The sequence below is a fragment of the Alysiella sp. genome, assembly GCF_030525755.1.
GTDB lineage: Bacteria > Pseudomonadota > Gammaproteobacteria > Burkholderiales > Neisseriaceae > Simonsiella.
The window spans coordinates 26129-43092 of record NZ_JAUNEC010000009.1 but is presented as its reverse complement, the minus strand read 5'-3'; the positions used below and the strand labels follow the sequence as shown (position 1 = coordinate 43092).

Below are 16964 nucleotides of genomic sequence, written 5' to 3'. Positions count from 1 at the left end.
ACCAAGCCATAGGGCCTCGTTGGTCGGAAGTTACACTGCCGTGATGAACTGGGCAGCCTGCAATGGATTTGTGTTCTGACATGATTGATTCCTTAATTTGTTGGTTGAAAGAAAATGAAAATAAGCTATCAATTTATTTTTTTAAATTGATGTTTGCTATGAGATTGAACTGTACATGAAAAGTTTTATGATGTAAATGACCATTTGGGGTGGATTGATTATGTAAATTGCTTTATTTGCCTTACTGCTATATTCTTATTGATTTGGTGTTTCAGGTAATCTGAAACGAAATTGAGTAACCAGATAGAAAGACGAAATACGTGGAATTGACAACAATCACTTATATGGCGTTGGCAGCATTGTGTGTAGGTGCAATCATGCTTTTTTCAGGCAGCAAGCAACGAAATGAGGCTGGTGAATGGGGTAGTGGTGTGCAATGGGGCTACCTTTTGATAATGGTGGGGATTTTTGGGGTATTGTCTGGCGGTTTGAAATGGAGTTTTACGGCAATTTTGTTGTTGTTTACTGCAATAACAGGTTTATTATGGTTATGGAAAAAGTGTTTGCACAAAAATGAGCAATTGGATAATAATCATTTTCGCGATTATATGGCGGGATTTTTTCCCATTATTGCAGTGATTTTTGTGTTGCGTACTTTTGTGGCAGAGCCGTTTCAAATTCCTTCCAGTTCCATGCGTCCTGGTTTGGTTAAGGGCGATTTTATCTTGGTCAATAAATTTGCCTATGGTATTCGTGTGCCTGTATTGAATTCGGTTGCCATACCAACGGGGAAAATTGAGCGCGGTGATGTGGTGGTATTCAATTATCCTTTGCGACCTGAATTGAATTACATTAAGCGTATCGTGGGTGTTTCAGGTGATGTGATTGAATATAAGGATAAAATTCTAATGGTAAATGGTGAAGTACAAACTGAAACACCAGTGGGTAGTTACACTTATCCAGATGACAACAATCCGCAACAAGAATGGGTAGCAGAACGTTTTCAGGCAGCATTAAATGGCAAGCAATTTGATGTGTTGAAAAAAGTGGACAGACCCTCTTTTGAGCCACGTTTTATCAATGAGTATTCGTACTACAACAATGGTTTAAAAGAACATTGTACCTATTTTGATGAAGGCAGTGCGTTTAAGTGCACCGTACCTGAGGGCAAATATTTTGCCATGGGCGACAACAGAGATAGCAGCGCAGACAGTCGTTATTGGGGTTTTGTTGATGACAGGTTGATTGTGGGTAAAGCGTTTTTTGTTTGGTTAAATTTAAACGAGTTGGGACGCATCGGCACAAATATTCAGTAAAAATTTAATCCATTAAAAAATGGCTGCCTGAAATTGTTTCAGGCAGCCTAATCTTATTTCATCACTTTAACACTTTTGATTTCAATTGTTTTCATAGGGACATTTTGATGTGTGAAACCATTGATGGTGCGGACTTTGGCGATGCGATTGACAACGTCCATGCCTTTGCTCACGCGACCAAAAACGGTGTAACCATAATTTTCTTGAGTGCGTGCTGTAAAATCCAAGTTGGGATTATCGGCAACATTAATGAAAAATTGTGCTGTGGCAGAATGTGGGTCGGCGGTGCGTGCCATAGCAATTGTGCCAATTGTGTTTTTCAAACCATTATCGGCTTCGTTTTTAATCGGTTTGCTTGTGGTTTTTTGTACCATGTCTGCGGTAAAGCCACCGCCTTGTATCATGAAACCGTCTATCACGCGATGAAAAATCGTACCATTGTAGAAACCTTGTCGTGCATATTGCACAAAATTGGCAACGGTTTGTGGGGCTTGGTGTTCGTTTAGCAGCAATTCAATATTGCCCATATTGGTTTCCATTAAAACACGCGTATCGGCTTGGGCGGAGTATGCTAATGTACTTAATAAAACGGCAGTTAATTTTGCGGATAATTTCATTATGGTCTTTCCTGATGGGATTGAGGTGGTTTTCAGGCAGCCTGAAAACATCACAATTCGGTTACGGCGTTTCTACCAAAGGTTTTTTCACAAAAATGGCATTTTAATTTGGTTTCGCCATTTTTTTGTTTCACATAAAAACGGCTGTTTACAGGTTCGCTGTGGCTGGCACAATTGCTGTTGGGACAGCGAAACACTTCGGTAATGGTTTCAGGCAGCCTTAATGCCATTTTTTCCACTACTTTGAAATCCACAATGCGATTGACCACCGCCTCGGGTGCAAACAAAGCCAAGCGATTGGCATCGCGTTCTGTAAATGCCACATTTTTGATTTTGATGATGTCTTTGCTGCCTTGGCTGCGACTTGGCAAATTAAAGCCAACTGTTACCGCATGACCGTAGTGCAATAGTTTGAATTGACGCAAAATGGTTAAACCCAAACCTGCGGGAATGTGGTCAATGACTGTGCCATTTTCAATCGCTTCAACGCTTAATTTTGTGTTTTCCATGATTTTTCCTGTTGTGTTTTTAAGGCAGCCTGAAATTTAAACCGTTTCGTTTAAGACCAAAGACAACATCGCCATGCGGGCATAAACGCCGTTGGCAGCCTGTTGGAAGTAATAAGCATGGGGTGTATTGTCCACATCAGGGTGGATTTCGTCCACGCGTGGTAAGGGGTGTAACACGCGCAAATTGTTTTTTGCGTTGTGTAACATGGTGGCATTCAAATTGAATTTGCCTTGAATTTTGGCAAATTCCTGTTCATCAAAACGTTCACGTTGGACACGTGTCATATACAAAATGTCCGCCCAAGCCACCGCGCTTTCTAGGTCGGACAATACTTGCCATTTAATACCCATTTCGTCCAGTTCTTCGGTAATGTATTCGGGCATAGCCAAACTCGGTGGCGACACAAAAGCAAATTCACAATCAAACAATTTCAATGCTTGTGCCAAAGAATGCACGGTGCGACCGTATTTCAAATCGCCGCACATGGCAATTTTCAAGTTATGCAACGTACCTTGTGTTTCATAAATTGTTACCAAATCCAGCAGCGTTTGGCTGGGGTGTTGATTGGTACCATCACCTGCATTAATCACGGGAACACTGGAAAACTCTGCCACCACACGTGCCGCACCGTCTTTGGGGTGGCGTTGTACAATCGCATCGGCATAGCTGGACAACATACGCGCTGTATCTGCCAAAGTTTCGCCCTTTTTCGCGCTGGTATGTCCGCCATCGGCAAAACCAATCACTTTACCTCCCAAACGCTGTACTGCGGTTTCAAATGACAAACGCGTACGCGTAGAAGGTTCAAAAAAACACGAAGCAATCAATTTGCCTGCCAATAAATCGTGGCGTGGTTCATGTTTCAATTTCAGTGCGGTATCCAACAGTAAACGCAATTCATCAGGTAATAAATCAGCTACCGAAATCAGATGGCGGCGATAAAGCGGATTGGGCATGGATTTTCCTTTTGAATGATGTGAAAAACAGCGGGGTGTTATGGTCGCGGAATTGAAAAAGTACTGTGGTTTTGTTCATACACTTATTACTATTCGTATACACAGCGGGTATGGTCACCTTAAATATGTTTTTTTTCATTTCTGCGACTATATTAGGCTGCCTGAAACTCATTCAAACATCACTTTACAGGCAGGCTTGAACAGAAAGACACAAAAAAACCCGTTTTACAATTAAACGGGCGATTGATGAAGAAGCCATTTGAGCCGCAAATTTGCGGCAATCAGCAAAGAAAAAACAGTAAGACAACATGATTTTTCCTGAAAAATGGCTTAAAACGGCGTGGATTATAAAACCTTTTGAGCTGCCTGAAAAGCCAATTTACTTTGTAATTTAATTCCAAATTAAAGCCAAGAACACCGTGTATTTCACGTTTTTTAACATTTAAAACCGTTATAATCCTACAATCTTTTTTGATTTCAGAAAGTGTATCATGCCCCAACGAAATTTAAGCCGCATTCGTCATAATACCAAAATCGTTGCTACATTAGGACCTGCCAGCAACAATGTTGAATTGTTGCGCGACATGATTCAAATTGGTGCGCTCAATGTGGTGCGTTTCAATTTCAGTCATGGTACGGCAGAATTTCACGAAGAAAATGCCCACATTGTGCGTGAAGCTGCCAAGCAAGCGGGGCGTGAGATTGCGATTGTGGCGGATTTGCAAGGACCGAAAATCCGTGTTGGCAAAATTGTGGGTGGTAGCATTTGTGTGGAAGAGGGTGAAGAGTTGTTGTTTGACGCGGCTTTGCAAGGCGAAGGCACGCGTGAATGCGTGGGCTTGGATTACCGCGATTTGCCCAATGATGTACAAGTTGGCGATGTGTTGCTTTTGGACGATGGCTTGCTTACCGTTACTGTGAAAAGTGTTTTAGGCAGCCAAATTTTAACGGTGGCTCATAATAGCCATACACTCAAAAGCAATAAAGGTATCAATAAACAAGGCGGTGGTTTGAGTGCGGGTGCATTTACCGAAAAAGATTTCCGCGATTTAAAAACCGCTGTGAAAATCGGTTGCGATTATTTGGCAGTCAGCTTTGTGAAAAGTGCCCAAGACATGAAAATGGCGCGCGAAGCAGTTGCTCAAGCGTGCAGCGAAAATGGTTGTACCGCTTTGCCACCAGGTTTGGTTGCCAAAATTGAGCGCGTGGAAGCGATTGAAAATTTAGATGAAATCATTTTGGCATCTGACGGCATTATGGTGGCGCGTGGCGATTTGGCGGTGGAAGTGGGCAATGCTGCAGTGCCTGCTTTGCAAAAACGCATGATTAAACGCGCCCGTGAATTGCGTCGTTTCAGCATTACTGCCACGCAAATGATGGAGTCCATGATTGAAAACCCTGTTCCAACACGTGCAGAAGTAAGCGATGTTGCCAATGCGGTGTTGGACGGTACCGATGCCGTCATGTGCTCGGCAGAAACGGCGGTGGGCAAATACCCCTTTGAAACGGTGCGCCAAATGGCTTTGATTTGTAAGGCAGCCGAACGTGAACAGGATTCTTTGGTGGGTGTGTCTGATAATATGGAAATCACGCATCGTACTGACCACGCCATTGCCAGTGGTGCGGTACACATTGCCCGTCAAGTGAATGCCAAAGCGATTATTGCGCTCACAGAAAGTGGTACAACAGCGTTTCAAGTGAGTCGTTATGGTATCCAAATCCCGATTTTTGCCTTAACGCCCAATATTGCAGCACAACGCAGAATGTCGGTTTATCGTGGTGTGCGTCCGATTCAACTGGCAACGAGTATGAACCATGATACGGCATTGCATGAAGTGGAAGCGTTTTTGGTACAACGCGGTATTTTGGCTAGTGGCGACAAATACATCATTACCAGTGGTTCCAAAATGCGTGAACGCGGTAGTACCAATACCTTACAAATCATGTGTGTGGCATGATGTTTGAATTTTCAGGCAGCCTAATAGAGGCTGCCTGAATGTTTTAATGATTAAGATAATAAGGCTACCTGAAAAACAAAAGCAGTTTGTTGTAATCGTGTTAGAATTTGTCTCTTTCAGGCAGCCTTGTATATTCGCGCCCCAAGTTAGGGGTAAATTGTAACAGTATCTAATTTTATTTGTGATGATGAATCGTTTGCGTCCATGTTATTTGTTGATGATTTTGTCTTTTATTTCTTTATCCACGCATGCTGAAACCGAAACAGCCAGTGCTGTGCCCGCACTGGAGAACAAGGCAGAACAAGAAGCCACGCAATCCATAAAAAAGCGTGGTTTTTGGGATAAGTGGTTTGGTAAAAAAGGCGAAGAACAAGAACAAATTCGTGAATTAACACCTAAATATCCGATTGAAATTCAAACTGATAATGAAGAAGTTCGTGCTATGTTGTCCGAACATTTGCCCTTAATCAAAGAGCAACGTCATGAAGAATTGGACAAAGAACAGATTGAATTTTTACTTGAAGATGCACCCAAAAATGCTTTGGCAATGTTGAAAACTGAAGGTTATTTCAATGCCAAAGTACAAATTGTGCCAAAAGAAAAAGGTTATGTATTGCGCGTGGATTTGGGCGAGCGTACGCGGATTGATAACGTATCTTTGATGCTGTTGGGTGAGATGCTGCGTGATGAAAATTTAAGCAGTTATTACAAAAATTCTTTTGCAAATTGGACCTTGCCCGTTGGTGCACCCTTTCGTCAAGCCGATTGGAGCAGTACAAAGGCTTCGGTTTTAACTGCCGTTACCCGTAAAAAATACCCATTGGCGCGTTTTACGGCAACGCGGGCAACCGTTAATCCAGAAACCAAAACAGCAGAATTACTGGTCAATGTGGACAGCAATCGCCCGATTTATTTTGGTGATTTACACATTACAGGCACAGAACGTTACCCTGTTGCGGTGGTGCAGGGATTGGCGCAGTTTAAAGCGGGTGATGTGTATGATTTGGATAAAATTTTGGATTATCAACAGGCTTTGGAAAACGACAATCACTATTCAGGTGCATCGGTTCAAGCCGATTTTGACCACATTCAGGGCGACCGTGTGCCAATCAAAGTGGCGGTCTCCGAAGTCAAGCGACAAAAAATTGAAGTAGGTCTGCGTTTTGATTCTGAATATGGTTTAGGTGGTCATTTGGGCTATGACCACCACAATTTGTTTAATCGTGGTTATATGGGGTCGGTACATTTGGACCAAGACAAATACCAAAGCACTTTGGCTTTGGGTATCAGTCAGCCCCGTAATGGTTTAGGTTATTATCATACTGCCAACGCAGCATATTCACGCAACACCACGCAACGCTTGGAAAAGCGTACTTTATCCACAGGTTTATGGCGTGTGCGTGATAAAGATGGTAGGGAAACCCGTTTGGGTATTGAATTTGTGGGTGAAGAGGCCACCATTCCCAATCACGGCATCAATTTGGGACGCAGTTATGCCACCATGCTGACTGCATCTTGGAAGCGACAAAATATTGAAACCACATTGCGTCCTGCCAATGGTTATTATTTGGACGGTAAAATAGGGGTAACTTTGGGTAAAGTGCTTTCATCAGCAGCCATAATGCGCGTGAAAACAGGTGCAGGCTATTACTTCACGCCTGAAGAAAAAAAATGGGGTACATTCATTGCACGTGGTGAATTGGGCTACGTTCATGCCAACAAAAATGATGCAATTGGTGATGTACCGTCCAGCTTGATGTTTCGTACAGGTGGTGCATCTTCCATACGCGGTTATGAATTAGACAGTATTGGGCAGGTTTTATCTGACGGTACAGTTTTGCCAGACAGAGCAATGGTCGTGTTCAGTACCGAATACCAAATTCCCGTGAAAAAAGATTTTGCCCTTGCACTATTTCATGACATGGGTGGCACAGCACGCACATTTCAAAAAATGCATTGGCGACATGGTAGTGGTTTAGGTGTGCGCTGGTTCAGTCCCGTTGCGCCGTTCTCCTTTGACATTGCTTATGGGCATCATGACCGAAAAATCCGTTGGCACATCAGTTTGGGGACACGATTTTAAATTCATGCTGCCTGAAAAAAGCAGAATGTTTGTTTAACCCATAATCACATTCAATCATTTTCATACTGCTGTTTTATCAAGAAGAAATCTTGCTAACCAGCCTAAAAACAAGGTATGATTAACACGCTTTTCAGGCAGCCTATGTGTTGTTTACAGGCAGCCTGAAACACCCACAAGAAAAATACACCCCCAAACATAAGGAACAAAGAAATGTTAGAAGCCTACCGCAAAGCCGCAGCCGAACGCGCTGCACAAGGCATTCCCGCCCTGCCTTTGACCGCCCAACAAATGGCTGATTTGGCTGAATTGTTGAAAAACCCACCTGCTGGCGAAGGCGAATTTTTGTTGGACTTGCTCGCCAACCGCGTGCCTGCTGGTGTGGACGATGCCGCCAAAGTCAAAGCCTCATTCTTGGCAGCCATTGCCGAAGGCAGCGTATCCAGCCCACTGGTGTCGCCCGAATACGCCACCAAATTGCTCGGCACCATGCTGGGCGGTTACAACATTCACCCCCTGATTGAATTGTTGGACAACGACAAACTCGCCCCCATCGCCGCCGAAGGTTTGAAACACACCTTATTGATGTTTGATTCTTTCCACGATGTGAAAGAAAAAGCCGACAAAGGCAATGTGAACGCACAAGCCGTGTTGCAATCTTGGGCAGACGCGGAATGGTTCACATCACGCCCTGCCGTGCCTGAAAAAATCACCGTTACCGTGTTCAAAGTAGATGGCGAAACCAATACCGATGACTTGTCGCCCGCACCTGACGCATGGTCGCGCCCCGACATTCCTTTGCACGCATTGGCAATGTTGAAAAACCCACGCGATGGCATTACCCCCGATAAAGCAGGCGAAATCGGCCCCATTAAAACTTTGGAAGAATTGAAAGCCAAAGGCAATTTGGTTGCCTATGTGGGCGATGTGGTCGGCACAGGTTCATCACGCAAATCCGCAACCAATTCCGTGATTTGGCACACTGGCGAAGACATTCCTTTTGTTCCCAACAAACGCTTTGGTGGCGTGTGCTTGGGTGGCAAAATCGCCCCCATCTTCTTCAATACCCAAGAAGACTCTGGCGCATTGCCGATTGAAGTTGATGTTTCTCAACTGAAAATGGGCGATGTGGTGGACATTTTCCCTTATGACGGCAAAATCGTGAAAAATGGCGAAACCGTTGCCCAATTTGAATTGAAATCGCAAGTTTTGTTGGACGAAGTTCAGGCTGGCGGTCGCATTAACTTGATTATCGGTCGCGGCTTAACCGCCAAAGCGCGTGAGGCTTTGGGTTTGCCAGCGTCTGACAAATTCCGCTTGCCACAAGCCCCTGCCGAAAGCAAAGCAGGTTTCACTTTGGCGCAAAAAATGGTCGGTCGCGCTTGCGGTTTGCCCGAAGGTCAAGGCGTTCGCCCTGGCACTTATTGCGAACCACGCATGACCACAGTCGGCTCGCAAGACACCACCGGCCCGATGACCCGCGATGAATTGAAAGACTTGGCGTGCTTGGGTTTCTCGGCTGATTTGGTGATGCAATCATTCTGCCACACGGCTGCTTACCCCAAACCTGTGGACGTTCGCACCCACAAAGAGCTGCCTGAATTCATTTCTACGCGCGGTGGTGTGTCTTTGCGCCCTGGTGATGGCGTGATTCACTCTTGGTTGAACCGCTTGCTCTTGCCCGATACTGTGGGTACAGGTGGCGACTCGCACACCCGTTTCCCCATTGGCATTTCATTCCCAGCAGGTTCAGGTTTGGTGGCGTTTGCGGCGGCAACTGGCGTGATGCCTTTGGATATGCCTGAATCGGTGTTGGTGCGTTTTTCAGGCAGCCTGCAACCTGGTGTAACCTTGCGCGATTTGGTCAATGCCATTCCCTTGTATGCGATTAAACAAGGCTTGCTGACCGTTGCCAAAGCAGGCAAGAAAAACATTTTCTCGGGTCGCATTTTGGAAATTGAAGGCTTGCCCGATTTGAAAGTGGAACAAGCCTTTGAAATCACAGACGCTTCTGCGGAACGTTCGGCGGCTGGCTGTACCGTTCATTTGAACAAAGAACCGATTATTGAGTACATGACTTCCAATATCGTGTTGATGAAAAACATGATTGCCGATGGCTATGCCGATGCGCGTACTTTGGAACGTCGCATTAAAGCGATGGAAGCATGGTTGGCGAACCCACAATTGTTGGAAGCCGACAAAGACGCGGAATATGCTGCCGTGATTGAAATCAATATGGACGAAATCAAAGAGCCAATTATCGCTTGCCCGAACGACCCCGATGATGTGTGCTTCATGTCGGAAAAATCAGGCACGGTGATTGATGAAGTGTTCATTGGTTCGTGCATGACCAACATCGGACACTTCCGCGCTGCGTCCAAATTGCTGGAAGGCAAGAGCGACATTCCTGTGCGCCTGTGGGTGGCACCGCCTACCAAAATGGACGCGCAAGAATTGTCCAATGAAGGACACTATGGCGTATTGGGTCGTGCAGGCGCGCGCATGGAAATGCCCGGTTGCTCGCTGTGTATGGGTAACCAAGCGCAAGTTCGCGAAGGCTCAACCGTGATGTCCACTTCAACGCGCAACTTCCCCAACCGTTTGGGCAAAAACACCAATGTGTTCTTGGGTTCGGCTGAATTGGCGGCAATTTGCTCCAAATTGGGCAAAATCCCAACTGTGGAAGAATACCAAGCCAACATCGGCATCATCAACGAAAACGGCGACAAAATCTACCGCTACATGAATTTCAATGAAATTCCTGAATACAATGATGTGGCGGCAAAAGTGAATGTGGCTTAATCGTTTGATGACATAAATCTAGGCTGCCTGAAAATATTTTCAGGCAGCCTTTTGTGTGTCTAAGTTAAAATACAGAAAATACAGAAGTTGTTATACAGTCGTTTTAAATTAACACAAACAAGGTGACAACACTTTTATGTACCTACACCCATGAAATAGACAATTACGGCATTAAACACGTTTTAAAACAACATGGTAATGCAAAAGCAGAAGAAAGTCGCGGTTAAGTTGCGGTTGTGCCTGATGACTTTATTTTGATTGCGGACATCATTCAAAATTATGACAAAGTAGAATATGCAGGCAAAATCAAAATCGGCAGAGATGCCATCAAATACATGAAACAATGTGATGATATTGTGTTTTACATTGAAGAAGTACACAGTGGTAAAAAAGGTAAGAAATTGGTCATGCAAACCATGTATAAGAGAAAGGGCAGCGTCTCGCACACGTCCGAAACGTTTTCTGAATAAAATCAGAATGCCAAGTGCTATGCACTGTTCCTTTATTCTACATTGCTTCAAATTTAAAAGCAATCAAATCATTTGGTTTTCAGGCAGCCTACACAGGAGTTCCCATTATGCCCATAGACCCCATGCAAGCCGCACGGCTGCACCGCGATTTACGCATCCAATCGCAGCGCAAACAGGCGCACCACGCGCAAATCGCCCACAACATTATGCCGCAGACCAATTTGACCCGAGCTGCTTATCCAACTGTTTTGCGTATGGTAATCGCGCCGATTGGTATGCGGTGGCGGCAATGAATGGCTTTTGTGATATTGTACACGGTGTGTGTTGTTGCTTTGTCCTGATTTAAATTTAATCCACCATAATTTTCAGGCAGCCTAAAACTTTTACCAAACGGTGGCAATGTTCAATACCGTCATTCCTGAATAGGCGCACTGCTGTCCAAAATCAATTTCAGCATCGCAACATTTTGATATTCAGTAACGTATCTTCTCCCTTGTCTGGCGGGAAGGGATTAGTGAGGGTGGTTCTTTGGATTTCCTCAACCCTCTCCAGAGTAAGTTACTGAAAATTTTTAAATTTGATTTTGGACGGTAGTACGCCTACGAGAAATGACAATAATGGCGGTTTTGAAAAATTTTCAGTTGGTTTTCGTTTCACATTTGATTTTTTTTATGAAATTCAATTAAAGGTTTGGCAAAGGGAGTCCATTTTACTGCGGGTAAGCCACTCATTTTTAATCTGGAGTTTGTCCAAGTATTGCAAGTTTGTGCCAAATGATAATGTCCATTGGCTTCATAAAATGCATCATGATTGGCGTAATGTGCGTTGGGAATGGCTTGAACTGTACCTTTTTCAGACAACTTGAAACTGGGTAAAATGGCATGAACCAATTTTTGATATTCGTCTGGGCTTACCATAATTTTGGCAATATTTTCATTGGTTCCAATTTCTTGAAAATAATAGCTAATGTGTAATGCTGTTTGGTTTAAGCCTGTAATTGCATAAAATGCGGTACTGAATTTTAAATCTGCCCAAGTTGGGGTATCCAAATAGAAACCACGATCTCCCCAACCAATGGCGACATATTTAGGTGTTTGTTCTTGCCCCATTTGGGTATCTTTGGGATTGATGATGTGATGCCAATTAAATACTTGGTTGCTCATGGGCATGGCAATGTCGGTGTGTACGCCATTGCTGATGATGAAAATAGGTATGTTTCGGACGGCGTTTGGGTCTCGTGCTGTATTGTGTGGCATTTTGCCTAAATAATAGGCGGATAATAAATAAACCACAATTGAGCTTAATAATCCGACTAATAGACCTAAAAAAGACAAAATGATTTTTTTCATTGCTTATTCAATCCACAAAAAGGTTGCCTGAAAGCTTTGTTGCTTTCAGGCAACCTGATTGGCTTACATTACAAATCCAACAACAAACGAGCTGGGTCTTCCAACAATTCTTTGATTGTTACCAAAGTCAGCACCGCTTCACGACCGTCAATAATGCGGTGGTCGTAAGACAATGCCAAGTACATCATCGGACGAATCACGATTTCGCCATTTTCCACAACGGCACGTTCTTTGGTTGCGTGCATGCCCAAAATCGCAGATTGTGGTGGGTTGATGATGGGCGTAGACATCATAGAACCGAACGTGCCGCCATTAGTAATGGAGAATGTACCGCCAGTCAAATCTTCAATGGCGATTTTGCCGTCTTTGGCTTTAACCGCATAATCCACAATGGCTTTTTCAATGTCGGCAATGCTCATTTGGTCGGCATCGCGCAAGATTGGCACAACCAAACCGCGTGGGCTGCCCACCGCAATACCGATGTCAAAGTAGCCATGGTAAACAATGTCGTTGCCGTCCACAGACGCATTCACAACAGGGAATTTTTTCAATGCGGCTACCGCAGCCTTAACAAAGAAAGACATAAAGCCCAATTTCACGCCATGTTCTTTTTCAAACTTGTCTTTGTATTTGGCGCGTAAATCCATCACGGGTTTCATGTTCACTTCGTTGAACGTGGTCAAAATCGCGTTTTCTGCTTGCGATTGTAACAAACGTTCTGCCACGCGTGCGCGTAAACGGCTCATGGGTACGCGTTGCTCGGGGCGTGCACCTTGTGGTATAGCGACAGCAGATGCAGTTGCTTTTGGGTTTGCTTGGGATTTTTGTACATCTTCTTTTAGCACGCGACCATCACGACCAGAACCTTGAATGCTGTTCACATCAACGCCTTTTTCAGCAGCCAATTTTGCCGCAGCAGGCATGGCAACACCTGCTTGGGCATTGGAAACAGGCGCAGCTTCAGTAGTCGTGGCTGCCTGAACGGCAGGCTCAACAGCAGTTGTTGCACCAGTTTGTGCTTCGGTGTCAATTTTTGCCAACAATTGTTGCGTGGTAACGGTTTCGCCGTCTTGTACGATAATTTCCACCAATACGCCAGCCTGTGGTGCGGGTACATCCAGTACCACTTTGTCGGTTTCAATGTCTACCAAGATTTCATCACGGGCTACACTTTCGCCTACTTTCTTTTTCCAAGAAAGCAGGGTGCCTTCGGTAATGCTTTCGGCGAATACGGGTACGTTTACTTCTACAATCATTTTTATCTCCAAATGGGTACAGATAAAGGCTGCCTGAAACTTTCAGGCAGCCTGAAAGTGATTAATTGAAATTCAATGTGTCTTCCACCAACTGTTTCAGTTGGGCATTGTGTTTGCTGGCATAACCCACCGCAGGCGATGCACTGGCAGGACGACCTGCGTACAACACTTGCTGGTTGCCTGTTGCCAAGCGTTCCAAACGATGACGGGTTTGATACCACGCGCCTTGATTTTTGGGTTCTTCTTGAGCCCACACGATTTCTTGTGCATTGGGGTATTTGGCTAATTCGGCTTCAACTTCGGCGTAAGGGAATGGGTACAACTGTTCTACGCGCACGATTGCTACATCGTTTTCCAGACCGCGTTCTTCACGACCTTTGGCGATGTCGTAATACACTTGACCTGCACACAATACTACGCGTTTTACGCTACTGTTGTTGGCGCGGTTGGCGGTGTCGCCAATTACAGGGCGGAATGTTGTGCCTTCCAAGAAATCGCTCAATGGGCTGGTTGCGTCTTTGAAACGCAACAGGCGTTTGGACATGAAAATGACCAATGGGCGGCGCATAGAACGTAGTGTTTGGCGGCGCAAAATGTGGAATATTTGCGATGCTTCCGATGGCATGATGATTTGCATATTGTGTTCGGAACACAGTTGCAGCCAGCGTTCTAAACGAGCAGATGAATGCTCGGGACCTTGACCATCATAGCCGTGTGGCAAAATCGTGGTTAAGCCGCACAAACGACCCCACTTGGTTTCGCCAGATGATAAGAATTGGTCAATCACCACTTGTGCGCCATTGGCAAAGTCGCCAAATTGGGCTTCCCAAATGGTCAGTTGTTCGGGAGCAGAACAGGCATAGCCATATTCATAAGCCATAACCGCTTCTTCATTCAAAATAGAATCAATCACGGTAAACGGTGCTTGGTTCTCTGCCATGTGTTGCAATGGTATGTAGATGCCTGTTTCATGGGTTTGACGGTTGGTATCGTGCAACACAGCGTGGCGGTGTGAGAATGTGCCACGCCCTGAGTCCTCACCTGAAATGCGAACACCTGTGCCGTTGGTTACCATGCTGGCGTAAGCCAAAGTTTCCGCCATGCCCCAGTCCATGTTTTGCTCGCCCGCTGCCATTTCTTTGCGCTGTTGAATCACGCGCTTGGCGGTGTTGTGTAAACCAAAACCTTCGGGTGATTGCGTGAATTTTTCAGCCAGCCGTGCAATGTCTGCTGCTGGCAAACCGCTTTCCACGTTTTCGCGCCAATCTTGACCTTGATATTTAGACCAATCTACACGATGTTTGCTTTCATAGTCGGTTAAGCGTGTTTGTTCAACGTGTTCACCTTTGTCTAAAGCATCGCGATAGGCCTGTACCAAGCCATCGGCTTCGCTTGTGCTGATTGTGCCTTCTTTAACTAATTTTTCAGCATACAAGGCACGTGTGCCAGGATGTTGGGCAACGGCACGGTACATCAATGGTTGGGTTAAAGTAGGGTCGTCCCCTTCGTTGTGTCCCAATTTGCGGAAGCACACCAAATCAATTACCACATCTTTTTGGAATTGTTTGCGGTAGTCCAAAGCTGCCTGAACCACATAGCACACGGCTTCGGGGTCATCGCCGTTCACATGGAAAATGGGGGCATCTACCATTTTGGCGATGTCGGTACAATACACGGTAGAGCGTGTGTCGCGGGTATCGGATGTGGTGAAGCCAATTTGGTTGTTGATGACCATGTGGATTGTGCCGCCAGTCGTGTAACCGCGCGTGCGAGACATATTGAAAGTTGCTTGGTTCACGCCCAAGCCGATGAATGCGCTGTCGCCGTGAATCAATACAGGTAAAACCTGTTTGACACCATCGGTTCCACGGCGACCTTGTTTGGCACGCGCAGAACCTTCTACTACGGGATTCACAATTTCCAAATGCGATGGGTTAAACGCTAATGTAACGTGCATGGCACCGTAAGGTGTGGCAATGTCAGATGAAAAACCATTGTGGTATTTCACATCGCCGCTTGGGAATTTTACTTCGGCACGACCTTCAAATTCGGCAAACAAATCGCCAGGTTTTTTGCCCAAAGTATTGACCAAAACATTTAGGCGACCACGGTGCGCCATGCCGATGATGATTTCTTCTACACCATCTTTACCTGCGTTTTGTACCAAATAATTCAAGCCTGCAATCGCGCTCTCACCGCCTTCTACTGAGAAGCGTTTTTGTCCCACATATTTGGTATGCAAATAGCGTTCCAGTGTTTCGGCTGCGGTAACTTGTTTTAAAATATCACGTTTTTGTTCTTTATTGAATTTGGGCGTGGACAAATCACGTTCAAAATGATTGCGAATCCACAAACGTTCTTCGCGGTTATTGATGTGCATGTATTCCACACCAATGTGTCCACAATAAGTTTGTTTCAATTTGGCGATGATTTCAGAAAGCGGTAATTTGTTGCTGTCGTCAATCGCGAAATCGCCTGCACCCAAACCGAATTTCACAGCCATATCGGCATCGGTTAAACCATGTTCTGTGGGGGAAAGCCCTTCAATATGTTGCGGCTGTTTTAAACCTAAAGGATCTAATTTTGCTGCATGTGCGCCTTGAATGCGGTAGGCGGTAATCAGATGCAAAACCGCAATTTGTTTTTGCAATAATGCCTCATCAAGGTTGCCTGAAACAGCTTGGCTGCGATGTTGTTTGGCTAAATTAGCAAACGATTCTTGAATGGGACCGTGTGCTACATCTTTTTCAACTGCACCAGGTTGCGCTGCCAAATCTTGAAAATAAGTTTGCCAAACTGGCTCTACTGAATCGGGGCTATGTAGAAATTGTTCATATAATTCCTCGATATAAGGAGCGTTTGAACCGAACAAATAAGAGAAATTCAGTTTTTCATCCATCATGGCTGTGCCTTTTGTGTTGGAATACATTGTGGAAAAACCGCAACGGCTGTTTTAGTGCAGGCTGCGGCGCAATCAGTATTTATTTTACTCCCTATCTTGCCACTTGATAAGTGGTAAAACGGCGTTTTTTGTGATACTTATTTGCCAAGCTTATCTCTGTGTGGTTTTCTTGAGGTGCAAAAGCAACACACAATATTCAGGCAGCCTATCTAACAAAAACACCATTTTTAACAAAACGTGTTATGATGCTGTGCTTTTGGTGCGATATATGTCCTAAAAAATAAGAAATCAAGATAAGGAAAAAGTTTATGGCAAAACTCAATGAACAAGATATTTTGAATTGGAATGGCTCGGAAGACGATTATATGAATGCGGATCATTTGGCATTTTTCCGTGAAGTTTTGGTAAAAATGCAAGATGAATTGATTGCGAATGCGTTTAACACCACTGAACAAATGCAAGAACACGAAGCAGCACCAGACCCAGCTGACCGTGCCTCACAAGAAGAAGAGTATGCATTGGAATTGCGTACGCGCGACCGTGAACGCAAGTTGTTGGCAAAAATTCAGGCTTCCATTCGTGATATTGATGAGGGCGACTATGGTTTTTGCCGTGATACGGGCGAACCGATTGGTTTGAAACGTTTACTGGTACGTCCAACTGCTACCTTATCGGTTGAGGCGCAAGAACGCCGTGAACGCATGAAAAAGCAGTTTGCGGATTAGAAAGTACAAAATGTATTTGTTAT

General features: G+C 44.8%; 13 protein-coding genes. 7 read left to right on the top strand and 6 right to left on the bottom strand.

All coding sequences use genetic code 11. The annotated features are described in order from the left end of the window. The first annotated feature begins 344 nt into the window (after nucleotides 1-344). The gene (lepB, locus tag Q4B82_RS03365) at nucleotides 345-1316 is read left to right on the top strand and encodes a signal peptidase I (protein ID WP_303065023.1); all 972 of its coding nucleotides are present in this window, start codon (nucleotides 345-347) and stop codon (nucleotides 1314-1316) included. Nucleotides 1317-1369: 53 nt separating this feature from the next. On the opposite strand, the gene Q4B82_RS03360 is transcribed toward lepB, so the two are convergent. Genes Q4B82_RS03360 through pyrB form a run of 3 tightly spaced genes read right to left on the bottom strand, consistent with a single transcriptional unit; the run spans nucleotide 1370 to nucleotide 3399 of the window. Then, nucleotides 1370-1933, bottom strand: a complete 564-nt coding sequence (locus Q4B82_RS03360; RefSeq protein ID WP_303065022.1) for a peptidylprolyl isomerase — start codon at nucleotides 1931-1933, stop codon at nucleotides 1370-1372. A 50-nt stretch (nucleotides 1934-1983) separates the two neighbouring features. Next, nucleotides 1984-2442, bottom strand: coding sequence for an aspartate carbamoyltransferase regulatory subunit (gene pyrI / locus Q4B82_RS03355; protein WP_303065021.1), 459 nt, complete (start codon nucleotides 2440-2442; stop codon nucleotides 1984-1986). Nucleotides 2443-2478: 36 nt separating this feature from the next. After that, a complete protein-coding gene (pyrB, locus tag Q4B82_RS03350; protein WP_303065020.1) occupies nucleotides 2479-3399 on the bottom strand; it encodes an aspartate carbamoyltransferase in 921 nt (306 codons plus the stop codon). Between the two features lie 491 nt (nucleotides 3400-3890). Between pyrB and pyk the strand changes: the two genes are divergently transcribed. From pyk to Q4B82_RS03325, 5 genes are all read left to right on the top strand, one after another. Beyond that, a complete protein-coding gene (gene pyk / locus Q4B82_RS03345) occupies nucleotides 3891-5357 on the top strand; it encodes a pyruvate kinase (protein ID WP_303065019.1) in 1467 nt (488 codons plus the stop codon). Nucleotides 5358-5541: 184 nt separating this feature from the next. After that, nucleotides 5542-7440, top strand: coding sequence for an autotransporter assembly complex family protein (locus Q4B82_RS03340; protein ID WP_303065018.1), 1899 nt, complete (start codon nucleotides 5542-5544; stop codon nucleotides 7438-7440). 210 nt (nucleotides 7441-7650) lie between these two features. Beyond that, complete coding sequence (acnB, locus tag Q4B82_RS03335; protein ID WP_303065017.1) at nucleotides 7651-10239, top strand: bifunctional aconitate hydratase 2/2-methylisocitrate dehydratase; 2589 nt, start codon at nucleotides 7651-7653, stop codon at nucleotides 10237-10239. Nucleotides 10240-10475: 236 nt separating this feature from the next. Beyond that, nucleotides 10476-10709, top strand: coding sequence for a hypothetical protein (locus Q4B82_RS03330; protein ID WP_303065016.1), 234 nt, complete (start codon nucleotides 10476-10478; stop codon nucleotides 10707-10709). Nucleotides 10710-10816: 107 nt separating this feature from the next. Continuing rightward, nucleotides 10817-11002, top strand: coding sequence for a hypothetical protein (locus Q4B82_RS03325; RefSeq protein WP_303065015.1), 186 nt, complete (start codon nucleotides 10817-10819; stop codon nucleotides 11000-11002). Between the two features lie 360 nt (nucleotides 11003-11362). On the opposite strand, the gene Q4B82_RS03320 is transcribed toward Q4B82_RS03325, so the two are convergent. The 3 genes from Q4B82_RS03320 to Q4B82_RS03310 form a co-directional block, all read right to left on the bottom strand. Beyond that, on the bottom strand, nucleotides 11363-12058 hold the full coding sequence (locus Q4B82_RS03320; protein WP_303065014.1) for a TIGR02117 family protein: 696 nt from the start codon (nucleotides 12056-12058) through the stop codon (nucleotides 11363-11365). A gap of 68 nt (nucleotides 12059-12126) precedes the next feature. Then, a complete protein-coding gene (gene odhB, locus Q4B82_RS03315; RefSeq protein WP_303065013.1) occupies nucleotides 12127-13314 on the bottom strand; it encodes a 2-oxoglutarate dehydrogenase complex dihydrolipoyllysine-residue succinyltransferase in 1188 nt (395 codons plus the stop codon). 61 nt (nucleotides 13315-13375) lie between these two features. After that, complete coding sequence (locus Q4B82_RS03310) at nucleotides 13376-16216, bottom strand: 2-oxoglutarate dehydrogenase E1 component (RefSeq protein ID WP_303065012.1); 2841 nt, start codon at nucleotides 16214-16216, stop codon at nucleotides 13376-13378. A 308-nt stretch (nucleotides 16217-16524) separates the two neighbouring features. Between Q4B82_RS03310 and dksA the strand changes: the two genes are divergently transcribed. Beyond that, nucleotides 16525-16941, top strand: coding sequence for an RNA polymerase-binding protein DksA (gene dksA / locus Q4B82_RS03305; RefSeq protein WP_303065011.1), 417 nt, complete (start codon nucleotides 16525-16527; stop codon nucleotides 16939-16941). Nucleotides 16942-16964: the final 23 nt, after the last annotated feature.